The organism is Micromonospora sp. WMMA2032 (genome assembly GCF_002688545.1).
Taxonomy (GTDB): Bacteria; Actinomycetota; Actinomycetes; order Mycobacteriales; family Micromonosporaceae; genus Micromonospora; species Micromonospora sediminicola.
Genome location: NZ_CP024052.1, coordinates 1101598 through 1116277, shown reverse-complemented (window position 1 = coordinate 1116277; position 14680 = coordinate 1101598). Strand labels below are relative to the sequence as shown.

The following is a 14680-nucleotide window of genomic DNA, read 5'->3' as shown; positions in this document are numbered from 1 at the left end:
AGGTTTCAGGAGGCCGCGGGCTGGATCTCCTCGCCCAGCGGCTCCGCGAACGCCACCAGCCGGGCCGGTAGGTCGGAACGGCGCTTGACGTCGAGCTTGCGGTAGACCCGGGTCAGGTGCTGTTCCACGGTGCTCACCGTGATGAACAGCTTGCTGGAGATCTGCCGGTTGGTGTGGCCCTGCGCGGCCAGCGCCGCCACCCGGCGTTCGGCCTCGCTCAGCCCGTCCTCCGGCTCCGGCGTCTCGGCCGGCGGCCCGGCCGGCACGCCGCCGGGCTCGCGCCGGACCAGTCGCTGGGCCAGCACCGACGCGCCGCAGTCCTGGGCCAGCTGGTACGCCCGGCGGACCAGCAGTCGGGCCTGCGCCGAGTCGCCCGCCCGTTGCAGCGTCTGCCCGGTGTCGCCGAGCGCGCGGACCAGCTCCAGCCGGTCGCCGCAGCCCTGCAACAGGTTCACCGCCTCGGAGAGCAGCTTGCGGCGGTGGTCCGGCGCGGTGGTGCCGGCGAGCAGCCGCAGCGTACGACCCCGGGTGCGGTCGTCCACCCCGTGCGGCACCCGCAGCTGTTCCTGCAGCAGTTGGGTGGCGTGCGCCTTGTTGCCCACGGCCAGTTGCACCCGGGCCAGCTCCAGCCGCCAGGGCACCAGACCGGCCACGTCGACGCCCCAGGCCCGCATCAGCTCGCCGCAGCGGCGCAGGTCGGCGGTGGCCGCGTGGGCCCGGCCGAGCGCCAGGTGGTGGCGTGCCCGCGCGGCCAGGTAGTGCAGGCCGAGCGGCGTGCGGAAGGCGCCGGCGGGCAGGCTCTGCGCCAGCCACCGTTCGGCCTCGGCGTGCCGCCCGGACTCGGTGGCGCAGGCGACGAGCGTGGCGAGCGGACCGGTGAGGGCGACGCCCCACGCGGCCGGCGGCAGGTCGTCCAGGGCGGCGCGGGCCTGCTGCTCGGCGACGGTCAGGTCACCCAGGCGCAGCGCTGCCTCGGCGCGCAGGGCGCGCAGCACCGCCCGCCAGAGCGGGGCGTGCCGCACGGCCGGCCGGTCCAGCAGCGCGGCCGACCAGGCGGCGACCCGGTCCGCCCGGCCGGCCCAGAGCAGCGCCAGCAACGGTGCGGTCAGCAACGGGAGCATGCCGTCCTCGCCGTGGTGGCGGTGCAGCACCTGCTCGGCGCCGGCGACCGGGTCGTGGTCGCCGGTCGGGGTCAGCGCCGCGCCGAGCAGGGACAGCGCCTGCACCGGCGACGAGCCGCCGGCCAGCAGGGACGCTCGGGGCGCGCCGGCCGCCTCCCGCACGGCGGTCAGGTGGTCCGGGTGGGAGAGCCCCAGCAGCAGGTGCATCGCCCGACGACGGCTCGCGGTGGCCGCGTGGGCCTGCTCGTCGTCCCCGCCGCACCCGGTGATCGCCTCGTCGGCTTCCTCGACCCGCCCCTGCCACAGCAGGTAGGGCACGGTGGACAGGGCGGCGCCCGCGGGCCAGCCGTCGGCCCGGGCGGCGCCGACGAGCTGGTCGAGCTGGCCGCTCACGGTCAACGGGTTGATCTGCCACCGGGCGCGGACCACCATCGCGGTGGTGGCGACCCGCTGCTCGTCGTCCACGTCGGCCCGCCCGACGAGGCGCAGGCAGCCGGCGGCGACGTCGGGCCGACCGACCGCGAGGGCCTGGGCGGCGGCGTCGTGCAGCACCGGCACCGTCCAGCCGGCCTCCGCCCAGCCCGCGGCGACGAGGTGCTCGGCCACGGCGTACGGCTCGACGCCGTGCTCGTGCAGCACCTCGGCCGCCCGCTGGTGCAGCTCACGCCGCTCGTCGACGGACATGTCGGCCAGGATGGAGCGCCGGATCCGGGGGTGGCGCAACCGGTCCTCGTCCAGCAGGCCGGTGGTGCGCAGCACCCGGACCATCGGGCTGACCGACTCGGGCACCACGTCGAGCAGGTGGCCGAGCAGATCCGCCGGGCCCGGCCGGTCCAGCACCGCCATCGCCTGCGCGACCCGGCGTACCCCCGGTTCGTGCCGGTACAGGCAGCCGAGCACGGCCTGGTCGAACACGTCGCCGAGGGTCGGATCCGACGGTGGTTCCTCACCCGCCTCGGCCCGGGGCCGCTCCTCGATCAGCGCCCGGGTGAGCAGCGGGTTCCCGCCGGTCATCCGCAGGCACCGCTCGGCGGTCTCCCGCGCGGCCGGCTCCACCCCGTCGTCGACCAGCCGCGTGATCGCCTCGACGGTCAACGGCGGAAGGGAGATCCGGGTGAAGTGCGGCTGGCTGAACAGCTCGGCCCGGAAGTGCGGGTGCGGTGGTCGCAGCGTCCGGGCCTCGGCCAGCACCACCATGATCGGGGTGTGTCGCAGCCGGCGGGCGACGTAGAGCAGGCAGTGCAGCGACGCCGGGTCGGCGTGGTGGACGTCGTCGACGGTGAGCACGAGCGGTCCCGCCTCGGCGAGGTCGAGCAGTGTGCTGAACAGGCCGTGCAGCACGGGCGCGGAGATCCGGTCGGCGTCGACGGGCCCGTCCGGACCGTCGTGCCCGGGCGCCGGCGGGGCGTCGCGCAGCAGGCGTTCCACCCGCACACCTGTCTCGGGGGCGAGCCGCGCCCCCTGCAGGAGTTGGCCGAGCACCCCCAGGTGCAGCTCCTGTTCGGCCCGGGACGCGGCCGCGCTCAGCACCCGGCCCCCGGCGGTGGCCGCCCAGTCGCCGAACGACTCCAGCACGCTCGTCTTGCCGCTGCCCACCGCGCCGGTGACGAGTGAGACGTGCCCCCTCCGCTGCCGATCGCAGTTCCGGAAGGTGTCGCGCAGCAGGTCGAGCTGTTCTTCTCGCTGTACCAGCACGTGTCCTGTCAGCCCTTCTCGTCCGCGGACGCCGCGACGGGGTCACCGTCGCCGACGCGCCGTTCCACCCGGTGCCGTCGGCGGCCCCCTCACCACACCTGTCGATGGAGCGGGACAGGGGTGAGGCGCACCGGGCCGCCGGCCGGGTGGACCTGGAAATCCTCCCCACCGGAGCGCGTCGTCGGACGCGTGATCCGGTTGCTGGCGAGTCTGGCACCGCCCCTGGCGTGCGACAACGGGTCCGGGACCCCACCGTTTCTTCGGTAAACCTGCGGTGCCGACGGGCGGGTAGGGGTTGCGTCCCTGACCGGAAGGGGGACGTCAGCCGGCCGGGTGTCGAGCAGGTTTCGCCACGATGGACAACCGGTGACGCCGATCGAGGACATCCGATCACACCATGGCCCGGCCACGCATGCCGAACGGCCGTCCGGGTCGGACGGTCGGGCAGGCCGGACCGAAACGGGCGGCCGACCGGGTCAGCGGTCGAAGCGGAGGCGGGCGGCCAGCTCGCTGCGGGAGTGGACGTCGAGCTTGCGGTAGATCCGGGTCAGCCGCTGCTCGATGGCGCTGACGGTGAGGAACATCCGTTCCGCGATCTCCCGGTTGGTGTGCCCCTGCGCGGCCAGCGCGGCCACCCGTGACTCGGCGTCGCTGAGCCCGGTGAGCAGCAGCCCGGTGTCGGCGTCCGGGTCGGCCGCGGCGGTCCGGACGGCCGCGACCGCCGGGCGCAGCGCGGGGATCCCGCAATCCTCGGCGAGGTCCCGCGCGGCCCGCGAGGTGCTGCGCGCCTGGCGCAGGTCTCCGGCCTGCTGCTGGGCCTGGCCGAGGTCGCCGAGGGCGTGCGCCAACTCCACCCGGGCGCCGCACTGGCGCAGCAGCCGCACGGCGCCACGCAGGTACCGGATCCGGTCCGGCCCCTCGGACGCGGTGCCGAGCACCCGGAGCGCGATGCCCCGCCACCGCAGGTCGGTCGGTCGGAGCCGGTCCAGTTCCTCCCGCACCAGCTTCTCGGCCTGCTGCCGGCGGCCCAGTTGCAGCAGTGCCCGGGCCGACTCGGTGCGCCAGGGGACCAGCGGCGCGAGGTCGAGCCGCCACGACGTCATCAACTGCCCGCACAGCTGGAAGTCGGCCAGGGCCGCCTCGGGACTGCCGGCGGCGATCGCGTGCAGCCCGCGGGCGTGCAGGTAGTGCAGCCCGAACGGCGTCTCGAACAGCGCCGGCGGCACCGGTGTACGCAGGCAGGCTGCCGCCTCCTCCCACTCCTCGAGGCGGGTCAGCGTCCAGAGTCGAACGGCCAGGGGGGCGCCGATCGCGACTCCCCAGCCCTTCGGCGACAACCGGTTGAGCGCCGAGTCGGCCAACTCGCGCGCCCGGTGCAGGTCGCCGCGCCGACCGGCCACCGTGGCGGCGACCGCGGTGAGCAGGGCCCGCGGTGTGCGGTGCCGGCGGGCGGAGGCGATCCGGTCCAGCCGGTCGCACCACTCGTCGGCCAGGTCCAGCCGGTCGGCGTAGATCATGGCGATCACCGCGCAGACGGCGCTCCACATGCTCGGTTCGTCGTCCAGGCTGAGCGTGGCGAGGGTGCGTTCGGCGTCCTCCAGGGCGTCGAGGTCGCCGCGCTCCAGCACCGTGCGGAGCAGCAGGACGCCGCGCAGCCGGTGCCGGACCCGGGCCAGCGCGAGCGGGTCCCGGGTCGGGACCGGCCAGGCGGGGGCGTCGACCGGCGCCCCCGGGTAGAGGGTCGCCATCCACCCGCGCATGATCATGAGGTCCACGGCCGTGTGGGTGTCGAGGCTGTCGGCGCGTTCGCCGAGGTGGTGGATGAGCTCCACGGCCCGGTCGGGCTGACCGTGCCAGAGCAGGTACTGGATCGGGCCGGCGGCCTGCCGGCTGCCCAGGTGCCCGGCGCGGACCGCGGTGGCGACGCCGTGCAGGTGCGGGACGGCGGCCTGGGGGTCCAGACGCCACTCGGCCCGGGCCAGGGCGGAGCGGATCCGCGCGCGCAGGCACTCGTCGGGGCAGTCCCGGTTGGCCCGACGCAGGTACCGCCGGGCGGTGTCCACGTCGCCGTCGGTCAGTGTTTGTTCGCCGGCGTCGAGCAGGGTCTGGGCCATCCACGGCTCGGTCAGCTCGTCGGTGGTGAGCAGGTGCGGCGCCACCCGTGTCGGCGGGGCGCCGTCGTCGTGCAGCAGCTGCGCGGCGGCCCGGTGCAGGCGGGCCCGTTCCTCCACGGTCATGCCGTCGAGCACCGCCCGGCGCACCGTCGGGTGCCGGAGCCCGTCGGCGGTGACGAGGCCGGCGCTGGTGGACGGGTCGACCGCGGACAGGTTCGGCTCGGTGGGCAGGTCGAGCAGGTGGGGCAGGAGCGGGCCGTGCAGCGGCTCCTCGGTCACCGCGAGCACCCGGGCGGTCTTCAGCACCAGGAGTTCGCAGCGGTAGAGGCAGCTCAGCACCGCCTCCCGGAACGCCTCGCCGGGAACCGGGGCGTCGGCGCCGGCCGGGTGGTCGTCGGCCAGGGCGTGCACCAGCAGCGGGTTGCCGCCGCTGATCCGGTACGCCTCGTCGGCGACGCGCCGCGCCACCGGCACCCCGAGCCGCTCGGCCAGGATCCGGAACGTCCCGTCCGCGGAGAGCAGGGGCAGCCGGATCCGGTGCAGCCGGGCGGGCTGGAGCAGTTCGGCGTACGCGGTGGGGTGCCACGCCCGGGTACGCGGTGCCTCGGTCAGCACGATCAGCACGGGCAGGCCGGTGACCCGTCGGGCCAGGTGGTCCAGGCAGCGCAGGGACGGCACGTCGGCGTGCTGGACGTCGTCGACGGCGATCAGCGTGGGGGTTCGGGTGGCGAGGTCCAGCAGTTCGCCGCCGATGGCGGCGGTGAGCGGGGCGAGCGCCTCCTCGTCGCTCGTCTCGCTCCACCGCAGCACCGCGCGGTCGAGCAATCGGCCCACCCGCTCCCGGTCGGTCTCGTCCCACGTGGCCCGCCGCACGAGCTGGCGGATCACCTCCAGCGGCACCGTCCGCTCGCTGCGCGAGGCGCTGGCGCCGAGGTAGGCGACCCCGGTCTCGGCGCACCGGCGGGCGAGGGACTGCAGGAGGGCGGTCTTGCCGACGCCCACCGGCCCGGTGACCACGGTGATCACATCCGAGGTGTCGGCGGGGCCGTCGGCGCGGTGCAGATCGGCGAGCCGATCGGTCAGGACGTCGAACTGCCGGTCCCGTTCGGCCATCGTCATCGGGTGGGCCTCCGCCCGGCCCCGGCCTGCGGGCGGGCCGCCCGCCGTGGTCTCCGGTGACACCCGTTACAGTCAGAGACCCACAAATCCTTGACCCATTCCAATCGGCGAATACCGACAACGGTGGCACGGCGCGGGGATTTCATCGAACGTCGTGCCTGGTCTCGTGCGCCGAGAATCCGCCGCCACCTGCGGTGTCGCAATTCGGGGCGGAACGACGCGGGCCGCCTCTATCGATCCCGATTCATGGAGTGGAGTATGTCAGCCCGGCAATTGGGCGGCAAGTCGAAGGATGTAAAGGATGAGCAAACATGGCCTCGCCCGGCGGGGTGCGGGTGGGCGCCCCTGACAGCGGAAAGTCATCCGACTAATCCGGAACGTGACCTCGACGGTGCCGCCGGCCGGTTGGTGACGTTTTCCGCGCTTGCCGGCAATGGGGGGAGTGGGGGTGTGGCGCCGGGTGGCGGCGACGGCGCGACAGCGTGGGCCCGGGCGCGCCCACCCGGCGGGGAGAGCGTTCTCCCTGCTCACTCGGGCCTGGTGGAGGACATCGGAGGGACGGCTGGGCGAGCCGGGCGGGCCCGGGCGGCTCGGGCGGCGCCGCTGTCGGGGTGCCGCCGCCCGGCGGGAGGGTGGGGTGGGCGTCGCCGCGGCGGCCGCATTGGCGGATTGCCCGCTCCGACGCTTCCCGGGGCGATTCCCGGCGGTGCCCGGCCAGTTTCCGACCCTCGTCCCACTTGCCCGTTTCAGTCCGTCTGGAAGCCCTTTGGCGCAACTTGTTGTTAAAGAAGAAATTCGCCGTACGGCCGGTCGGGCGAAACGCAGTCCGGCGGATCGCAAACTGCGCAAGAATGGAACCCGGAATCGCAATTGCCGGTGCGTGGCCGAGGTGCCGGCAGTGCCGACGCACGATTCGGCATCTCCGATTTCGGAGCCGGCGACGCCGTTGGCAATCAATGCGAATCGATTTCATCCGATGTGGTCGTCCGCCTTCCCACCTGCCGGTCCGCCCCCCCGGTCGCGGCCGGCCGGGACGGGTGCCCGAGGCGGTGGTAGGGGTTGTCTGCCGCCAGCCGTACGCCTAATTTCGGACTGTCCGCCGTGGTCGGCGGACGCAATCCGCCGCACCGACGGGGAGAGCGGCCACGGGCCGTGCGCGTCCGGGACGTGAAGGGTTCGTGCGTGATCTGCCAACCACCACCGAGACACCGGGGTCAGGTCGGATGACGCTCCTGCCCGGGCTGCGGGGGTCCGGGGCGGACCGCTCCGACGCGCTCCGGGTCGCCGGCCGGACCCTCTCCGCCGAGGACCTGCTCGGCTGCGCGAACGCGGTCGCCGACCGGATCCGGGGCGCCCGCGCGGTGGCCGTCGAGGCCCGGCCCAGCCTGGAGTCCATGGTGTCGATGGTGGGCGCGGTGCAGGCCGGCGTGCCGCTGGTACCGCTGCCGCCCGGCGCCGACGCCGACGAACGCCGCCGGATCCTGCGGGAGTCCCGCGCCGACGTGCTGCTCGGCGGCGCCGTCGGCGGTGAACTGCCGGTGGTCCCGGTGGACCTGCGGAAGCGGTCCTGGGCCACGCACCCCGAGCCGGGCCCGGCCAGCGACGCGGTGATCCTCTACACCGGAGGCGTGAGCGGGCCCTCCCGCGGCGTCCGCATCTCCCACCGGGCCATCGCGGCCGACCTCGACCTGCTCGCCGCCGCCTGGCGGTGGAGCGCCGAGGACGTCCTGGTCCAGGGCGCGCCGCTGTTCCGCGCGTACGGGCTGGTCGTCGGCCTGTTGGGCGCGCTGCGGGTGGGCAGCCGCTTCGTCCACCTGGACCGGCACGCCGCGGCCGGCCCGACCGGCACCATCTACCTCGCGGTGCCCCGGCAGTGGGCGCACATCGCCCGGGACGTGTCCCGGGCCCGGACGCTGTCCGCAGCGCGCATGCTCGTCTCCGGCGACGCGCCGCTCGCCCCGGCCGTGGGGGAGCGGCTGCGGCTGCTCACCTCGCACCGTCCCGTGGAGGGATACGGCACCACGGAGACCCTGGTCGTGCTCACCGGCCCGGCCGGCGCCGCCGGCCGCCCGCTGCCCGGGGTGCAGACCCGGGTGCTCAGCCGCGACGGCCGGCCGGTGCCCGCCGACGGCGACTCGGTGGGCGAGCTGAGCATCCGGAGCCCCACGCTCTTCAGCGGCTACCTCGACCGGCCCGGCTCCCCGCCGCCCGCCGGCGGCTGGCACCCCACCGGGGACCTGGCCACCGTGGACCCGGCCGGCGGGCACCGCGTCCTCGGCCGCGGCGGCGCCGACGTGGTCCGCTGCGGTGACCGGCGGGTGGCCGCCCGCCAGGTCGAGGAGGTGCTGCTCACCCACCCCGGGGTGTACGACGTGGCGGTGGTCGGCGCCCCGCACCGCACCCGCGGGGAACAGGTCGTCGCGTACGTCGTGGCGGCGGCCGGGTTGACCGCGCAGGCGCTCATCGACCACGTCGGCCGGCTGCTGTCGGCGGCGGCCCGCCCGCGCCGGGTCCACTTCGTCGACGAGCTCCCGCGCAGCGCGCTGGGGCGGGTGCGCAAGTCGTTGCTCATCCGCCGCAGCGGTCCCGCCCCCGTACCCGACCCCTAACGACGGGCCACGGGCGGGCCGTGCCGACCCCGGCCGCCTAGCCTGCTGGCGTGATCGAACGGATCCTGCCGCCGGCCGTGGTGGTGGAGGAGTGCTTCAGCGACCCCGCCGGGCTGCGCCCGCACCCGGACGAGGAGCCGGTCGTCGCCGACGCGGTGCCGAAGCGCCGCCAGGAGTTCACCACGGTCCGGCACTGCGCCCGCCGGGCACTGGCCCGACTCGGCGTGCCGCCGGCGGCGATCCTGCCCGGCGCCCGGGGCGCGCCCGGTTGGCCGGCCGGCGTCGTCGGCAGCATGACCCACTGCGACGGCTACCGGGGCGCCGCCCTGGCCCGGGCCGGGGCGGTCGGCAGCCTGGGAGTGGACGCCGAGCCGCACGCGCCGCTGCCGGAGGGGGTGCTGGACGCGGTGGCCCGGCCCGCCGAACGCGCCCGGACCGCCGCGCTGCGCGCCGCGCGCCCCGAGGTCTGCTGGGACCGCCTGCTGTTCAGCGCGAAGGAGTCCGTCTACAAGGCCTGGTTCCCGCTGACCGGGCGCTTCCTGGACTTCGCCGAGGCGGATATCGCCGTCGACGCGGACGGGACGTTCACCGCCCGACTGCTCGTGCCCGGTCCACGGGTCGGCGGCACGGAGCTGACCGCGTTCGACGGCCGGTTCCTGGTCGACCGGGGGCTGGTGCTCACCGCCGTCACGGTGCCGGCGTCGGGCGCCTGACCCGGCCCCTCACTCCCGCGCGAGCCGGCTCTTCTGCACCTTGCCCATGGCGTTGCGGGGCAGCGCGTCGACCAGCCGTACCTGCCGGGGACGCTTGTGCGCGGACAGCTGCCGTGCCACGAAGTCGATCAGCTCCGCCTCGCCCAGCCCGTCACCGACCACGTACGCGGTGACCTGCTGACCCAGGTCCGGGTGGGGCGTGCCGACCACCGCCGCCTCGCGTACCCCCGGGTGGGCGAGCAACGCGTCCTCCACCTCGCCCGCGCCGATCCGGTACCCGCCGCTCTTGATCAGGTCGGTGGCGGCCCGGCCGACGATCCGGTGCCACCCGTCGGGGCCGACGGTGGCCACGTCGCCGGTGCGGAACCAGCCGTCCGGGGTGCGGCTGGCCGCGTCGGCGTCCGGCCGGCGCAGGTAGCCGTCGAAGAGGGTGTCGCCGTGTACCTGGAGTTCGCCCATCGCCGCGCCGTCGGCCGGCAGCGGGTCGCCGTGCTCGTCGACCACCCGGGTGCGCACGCCCGGCAGCGGCACGCCCACCGTGCCCGGCCGCCGGGGCCCGTCCGCCCGGGCGCTCACGGTGATCAGCGTCTCGGTCATCCCGTACCGCTCCACCGGCCGATGCCCGGTCAACCCGGCGAGGGCGGCGAAGACCGGCTCGGGCAGCGCGGCGCTGCCCGACACCAGCAGCCGGGCGCCGCGCAGGGCCCGGGCCGCCGCGGGCTGCGCCGCGATCCGCGACCAGATCGTGGGTACGCCGAAGCAGAGCGATCCGGCCGCCGCCGCGTACCGGTCGGGGCGGGGCCGCCCGACGTGGTGCAGGCGGCTGCCGATGCGCAGCGGCCCCAGCACGCCGAGCACCAGCCCGTGCACGTGGAACAGTGGCAGGCCGTGCGCCAGCAGGTCGTCCGGCGTCCACGCCCAGGCGTCGGCGAGCCCGTCCAGGCAGGCGGCCACCGCGCGGCGGGACAGCACGGCGCCCTTCGGCGCGCCGGTGGTGCCGCTGGTGTAGAGGATCAGCGCGGTGGCCGCCGGGTCCGGCTCGGTGTGCCGGGTGTCGGAGCGCCGTCGCAGGTCGACCGGCACCGGCGGCGGCGCGGTCGCGCCGTCGACGGGGGGCGCGTCCGGCGGAGTCAGCAGCACCTCGGCGCCGGAGTCGCGCAGGATGTGGTCCCGCTCCACCGGCCCGGCGTCCGGCGGCACCGGCACCACCGCCGCGCCGGCCAGCAGCCCGCCGACCACGCCGACCACGGTCTCCAGGCTGGCCGTGGCCGGCACCGCCACCCGGCCGGCGCCGCGCAGGTCGTCGGCGACCGCGGCGGCCGCCCGACGCAGCTCCACCCAGGACAGTGAACGGTCGTCGACGCGGACCGCGTCCGGACGCTCGTCGGTGGTCCCGGCGAGCCAGCTCAGCAGCGGCACGGACGCCCCTCTCGCGCGCGGTCGGCGCGCCGGTCCCGGTACGGCCGGCGCCGTCCTCCGGACGCCCGACCGTAACCGGCCCGCCCGGGAGCGGACCACCCCTAGCGTCACGTCGCCGCCGGCCGCCCGCCGCCCGACACGCCGGGTGACCGGACGACACCCCTGGTGGGCGCCCGACACCCCCGATTCATCGACCGATGGGTTGAACCACGCCTCGGTTGCCCGGATGATGGGCGGCGTCGACCCGCCGTGCGGGCCGGCCCGTTCCCGCACCCGACGCCGCGACACCTCAAGGGCCCGGCGGCACCCCGCACGCGACGGAGGACCCCGCCAGATGCCGGTCATCGAGGTCGAGCACCTGCACAAGAGATACGGCGACACGGTGGCCGTCGACGACGTCTCGTTCACCGTGGAGCAGGGCGAGATCTTCGGGGTGCTCGGCCGCAACGGCGCCGGGAAGACCACCACCGTGGAGTGCGTGCAGGGCCTGCGCCGCGCCGACCGCGGCACGGTGCGGGTGCTCGGCCTCGACCCGGTCCGGGACCGCACCGAGGTGCGCCAGCGGGTCGGCGCCCAGTTGCAGGAGAGCCAGCTCCCCGACAAGCTGCGCGTACGCGAGGCGCTGGACCTCTACCGGTCCTTCTACCGCAACCGGGCCGACATCGACGAGCTGCTGGCCGACCTGGGGCTGGCCGAGCAGCGCGACACGGCGTTCCACAAGCTCTCCGGCGGCCAGAAGCAACGCCTCTCGGTGGCGCTGGCGCTGGTCGGCCGACCCGAGATCGCCATTCTCGACGAGCTGACCACCGGGCTGGACCCGAAGGGCCGGCGGGACACCTGGGACCTGGTCGAGCGGATCCGTGACCGGGGCGTGACGGTCGTGCTGGTCACCCACTTCATGGCCGAGGCCGAGCGGCTGTGCGACCGGCTCGCGGTCATCGACGCTGGCCGGGTGGTCGCCATCGACACGCCGTCCGGTCTGATGTCGCGGGTGGACGGCGAGACCCGGGTGCACTTCCGCCCGGTCGACCGGCTCGACGACGCGGTGCTCGCCGCCCTGCCCGAGGTCACCTCGGTGCGCCGGGACGGCGACGAGGTCACCGTCACCGGTCCCGAGGAGGTCCTCCAGGCCGTGTTGTCGGCGCTGGCCGAGCGGAAGATCCGCTACGCCGGTCTGCGGGTCGACCAGCCCACCCTGGACGACGCCTTCGTCTCCCTCACCGGTCACGCCGGCGCCCCGCCGGCGCTCGACGGAAGGTCATCGTGAACGCCCTGTCCAAGCTCGTCGCCGTCGAGGCCAAGCTGTTCCTGCGCGAGCCGGTCTCGCTGTTCTTCGTCTTCGCGCTGCCGCTGGGCCTGATGCTGGTCTTCGGGCTGCCGCAGCGCGGGGCGCAGCCGGCGGCGGCCACCGGGCAGCACGGCGAGCTGACGTTCCTGCCGTCCATCGCGCTGTCCCTGACCATCGGAATGCTCGCGCTGTTCACGCTGCCGATGGCGTTGGGCATCTACCGCGAGCGCAAGGTGCTGCGTCGGCTGGCCACCACGCCGGTCAGCCCGGCGCTGCTACTCGTCGCGCAGGTGGTGGTCAACCTGGTCATGGGTGTGGCCGGCGCGGTGGTCACCGCGCTCGGCGTCCGCCTGCTGCTGGACCAGCCGGCGCCGGCCAACGTGCCCGGCTTCGTGCTGGCGTTCCTGCTCGGGGTCGCCTGCCTGTTCGCGATCGGCCTGCTCATCGCGGCGCTCGCCCCGTCGGCGCGGGCCGCGCAGTCGATCGGGCCGACGCTGTTCTTCCCGCTGCTCTTCCTGGCCGGGGCCTGGCTGCCCCGCGACCAGATGCCCACGGTGCTGGCCCGCATCGGCGAGTACTCACCGCTGGGCGCCACCGTGGACACCATCTCCGCCGCGTGGGCGGGGCAGACCCCCGCCGTGTCGCAGCTGCTCGTGCTGGCCGGCACCGCCGTCGTGGGCTGTCTGCTCGCCACCCGCCTGTTCCGCTGGGAATAGGGCCGCCGCCGCTCCGCTAGGGGGTGGCTAAGGGTTCTTCGGAAGTGTGAGCTGGATTACGTTCTGACTCGAGGGATCGTCTCCGGAACTGTCGGATCGCCAATTCCCGGCGTACGTCGAAAACGGCGACGGTCCGCTCGGAGAATGCGCGCGGCAATTGCGGCGCGCGCATGGCGAGGCGGAACGACGAGCGACGGAGGTCGTGTCATGACAGCTTCTTCCGATCCCGCCGGAGGGTCGGTGACGGCCCGTCAGATAGGCGCCGAGGCGAGCGGCATCGTCGAGGCGGTGCTGGAGGGCGGGCCGGCGACGCTGCCGGCCGAGCTGCGCAGCCACCGGGTGTCCCCGGTGGAATCCAAGATCAAGGTACGGCACTACGGGGGCTACGAGCACTTCGAGCGGGATCCCGGCGGCGCCGTGGACGGCACGCCCGCGGTGTTCCGGTGGACCGGCCGTACCCGTATCGCGGAGTGAACGAGAGGCGGTAGCGCGATGGGCGTCGGGGATCCGCGCAACGGTGCGCACCTGACGGTGACCGACGTGGCCACGGTGACCGCGTTCTACGCGGAGGTCTTCGAGGCCGTGCCGGTGCAGCGGGAGTGTCTGCTGGACGGCCGCGTCCTGCACGCCGAACTGGTGGTCGACGGGCACCGACTGACGGTGAGCGAGTGGGGTGACCCGCCGGTCGACCCGGGCGGGGCGGGCGGCCCGCTGCCGCTCACCCCGGCCGACCCGCACCTGCTCGTGCAGCGGGCGTTGGCCGCCGGCGCGACGCTGGAGCCGGCCAACGGCGGCCCGCCGGCGGGCGTGGTGTTCCGGGACCCGGCCGGCCTGCGCTGGGCGGTGCCCGGGGCGAACCCCGGATAGGCGCCCGACGACGACCGGACGGCCCCGCCACCGACGAGGTGGCGGGGCCGTCGCGTGCGGCCGACCCGCTCAGCGGCGCAGCGTCGAGCCCAGGCCGCCACCGCTGCGCCGACGGTGCTGCCAGTAGAGGTCCCGCCGCGCGCCCTTCGGGAAGCCGGGCTGCCAGGGCTTGACCGGACCGGCCATGTGCAGGACCGCCGAGTCGCTCAGCTTGCCGCCGAACTCCGGCTCCCGCCGCCACGCCATCAGGTCGTTCCACCGGTGCGGCAGGCGCAGCCAGTTGTCGAACACGGCGAAGTTGAGCGCGTCCTGGTCCGGGTAGCGGGACTCGTGCGCGTGCCGGCGCAGGTAGTCCAGCGACACCTCGGTCACCTCGCACTCCTTCCACCGTCGCACGTCGATCAGCAGCACGCCGGAGTTGAAGTAGTGCCCGTGCGGGTCGAGATGGTCGTACCCGGCCAGGCCGGGGATCCCGCCCATGTCCAGCAGCCGGCGGTTGAACGGGTCGCGTACCCCGCCGAGCGGCACGCCGCCCATGTCCACCTCGAACAGCGGCTTCAGGCTGTTCACGCAGAGCGTGTCGCAGTCCAGGTAGAGCACCCGCCCCACGTCGGCCGGCAGCTCCGCGGGGACCAGCAGCCGCAGGTACATCGCCGGGGACAGGTACGCCATCAGCGGGTCGCTGCCCTTGGACAGGTTCACCCGGGACGCGTCCACCCGCAGGAACTCCACCGTCGCGTGTGGACCGGCGATCCGGGTGAGGGTGGCCCGGGCGCCGGCCGGCACGTCGTCGGCGGCGACCAGCCAGTACCGGAGCTCCTCGCCCGGGTTCGACTCGGCGACGGTCGACATCACGACCGCGGCGTGCGCCGCGTACGCGTTGTCAAAGGTCAGGGTGAGGTCCACGCGTGCTCTCCTTCGCGTCGATGCGTGAGCGCGACTTTCGAGAACGTAACTGCGGAATTGACGGCCCGGCAAGGAACGTCAATGTCCTCAGGGGGTGCGAAAGGCAACCCCTG

10 protein-coding genes are annotated in these 14680 nt (G+C 75.0%); 6 read left to right on the top strand and 4 right to left on the bottom strand.

Features of this window, described 5'->3' with window-relative positions; all coding sequences use genetic code 11:
* Positions 1-5: 5 nt before the first annotated feature.
* Together CO540_RS05130 and CO540_RS05125 are read right to left on the bottom strand one after the other, a co-directional pair.
* On the bottom strand, positions 6-2816 hold the full coding sequence (locus tag CO540_RS05130; protein ID WP_099161129.1) for a LuxR family transcriptional regulator: 2811 nt from the start codon (positions 2814-2816) through the stop codon (positions 6-8).
* Between the two features lie 476 nt (positions 2817-3292).
* Positions 3293-6049 carry a LuxR family transcriptional regulator gene (locus tag CO540_RS05125; protein ID WP_099161128.1) on the bottom strand — a complete coding sequence of 919 codons (2757 nt, stop codon included), beginning with the start codon at positions 6047-6049 and terminating at the stop codon, positions 3293-3295.
* 1223 nt (positions 6050-7272) lie between these two features.
* Here CO540_RS05125 and CO540_RS05120 point away from each other — a divergent pair.
* Together CO540_RS05120 and CO540_RS05115 are read left to right on the top strand one after the other, a co-directional pair.
* Entirely contained in the window at positions 7273-8658 is a 1386-nt protein-coding gene (locus CO540_RS05120) for an AMP-binding protein (RefSeq protein ID WP_099161127.1), read from the top strand.
* 50 nt (positions 8659-8708) lie between these two features.
* Positions 8709-9371, top strand: a complete 663-nt coding sequence (locus CO540_RS05115; protein WP_099161126.1) for a 4'-phosphopantetheinyl transferase — start codon at positions 8709-8711, stop codon at positions 9369-9371.
* A gap of 9 nt (positions 9372-9380) precedes the next feature.
* Here CO540_RS05115 and CO540_RS05110 read toward each other — a convergent pair whose 3' ends face one another.
* The gene (locus tag CO540_RS05110; protein WP_099161125.1) at positions 9381-10790 is read right to left on the bottom strand and encodes an acyl-CoA synthetase; all 1410 of its coding nucleotides are present in this window, start codon (positions 10788-10790) and stop codon (positions 9381-9383) included.
* A gap of 334 nt (positions 10791-11124) precedes the next feature.
* Here CO540_RS05110 and CO540_RS05105 point away from each other — a divergent pair, with 334 nt between their 5' ends.
* The 4 genes from CO540_RS05105 (at position 11125) to CO540_RS05090 (ending at position 13661) form a co-directional block, all read left to right on the top strand.
* Positions 11125-12057 carry an ABC transporter ATP-binding protein gene (locus CO540_RS05105; protein ID WP_099161124.1) on the top strand — a complete coding sequence of 311 codons (933 nt, stop codon included), beginning with the start codon at positions 11125-11127 and terminating at the stop codon, positions 12055-12057.
* A complete protein-coding gene (locus tag CO540_RS05100; RefSeq protein ID WP_091574810.1) occupies positions 12054-12794 on the top strand; it encodes an ABC transporter permease in 741 nt (246 codons plus the stop codon). Before CO540_RS05105 ends, CO540_RS05100 begins: the two co-directional genes overlap by 4 nt.
* Before the next feature lie 240 nt (positions 12795-13034).
* On the top strand, positions 13035-13268 hold the full coding sequence (locus CO540_RS05095) for a DUF5988 family protein (protein ID WP_253866477.1): 234 nt from the start codon (positions 13035-13037) through the stop codon (positions 13266-13268).
* An 18-nt stretch (positions 13269-13286) separates the two neighbouring features.
* Positions 13287-13661 (top strand): VOC family protein, encoded by a 375-nt coding sequence (locus CO540_RS05090; RefSeq protein ID WP_099161122.1) that lies wholly within the window; start codon positions 13287-13289, stop codon positions 13659-13661.
* A gap of 69 nt (positions 13662-13730) precedes the next feature.
* Here CO540_RS05090 and CO540_RS05085 read toward each other — a convergent pair whose 3' ends face one another.
* A complete protein-coding gene (locus CO540_RS05085; protein WP_157779055.1) occupies positions 13731-14567 on the bottom strand; it encodes a glycosyltransferase family 8 protein in 837 nt (278 codons plus the stop codon).
* Between the last annotated feature and the right edge of the window lie 113 nt (positions 14568-14680).

Coding starts and splice junctions, on each gene's coding strand:
- CO540_RS05125 (WP_099161128.1), bottom strand. CDS start 6,049: ATGACGATGGCCGAACGGGACCGGCAGTTCGACGTCCTGACCGATCGG.
- CO540_RS05120 (WP_099161127.1), top strand. CDS start 7,273: ATGACGCTCCTGCCCGGGCTGCGGGGGTCCGGGGCGGACCGCTCCGAC.
- CO540_RS05105 (WP_099161124.1), top strand. CDS start 11,125: ATGCCGGTCATCGAGGTCGAGCACCTGCACAAGAGATACGGCGACACG.
- CO540_RS05090 (WP_099161122.1), top strand. CDS start 13,287: ATGGGCGTCGGGGATCCGCGCAACGGTGCGCACCTGACGGTGACCGAC.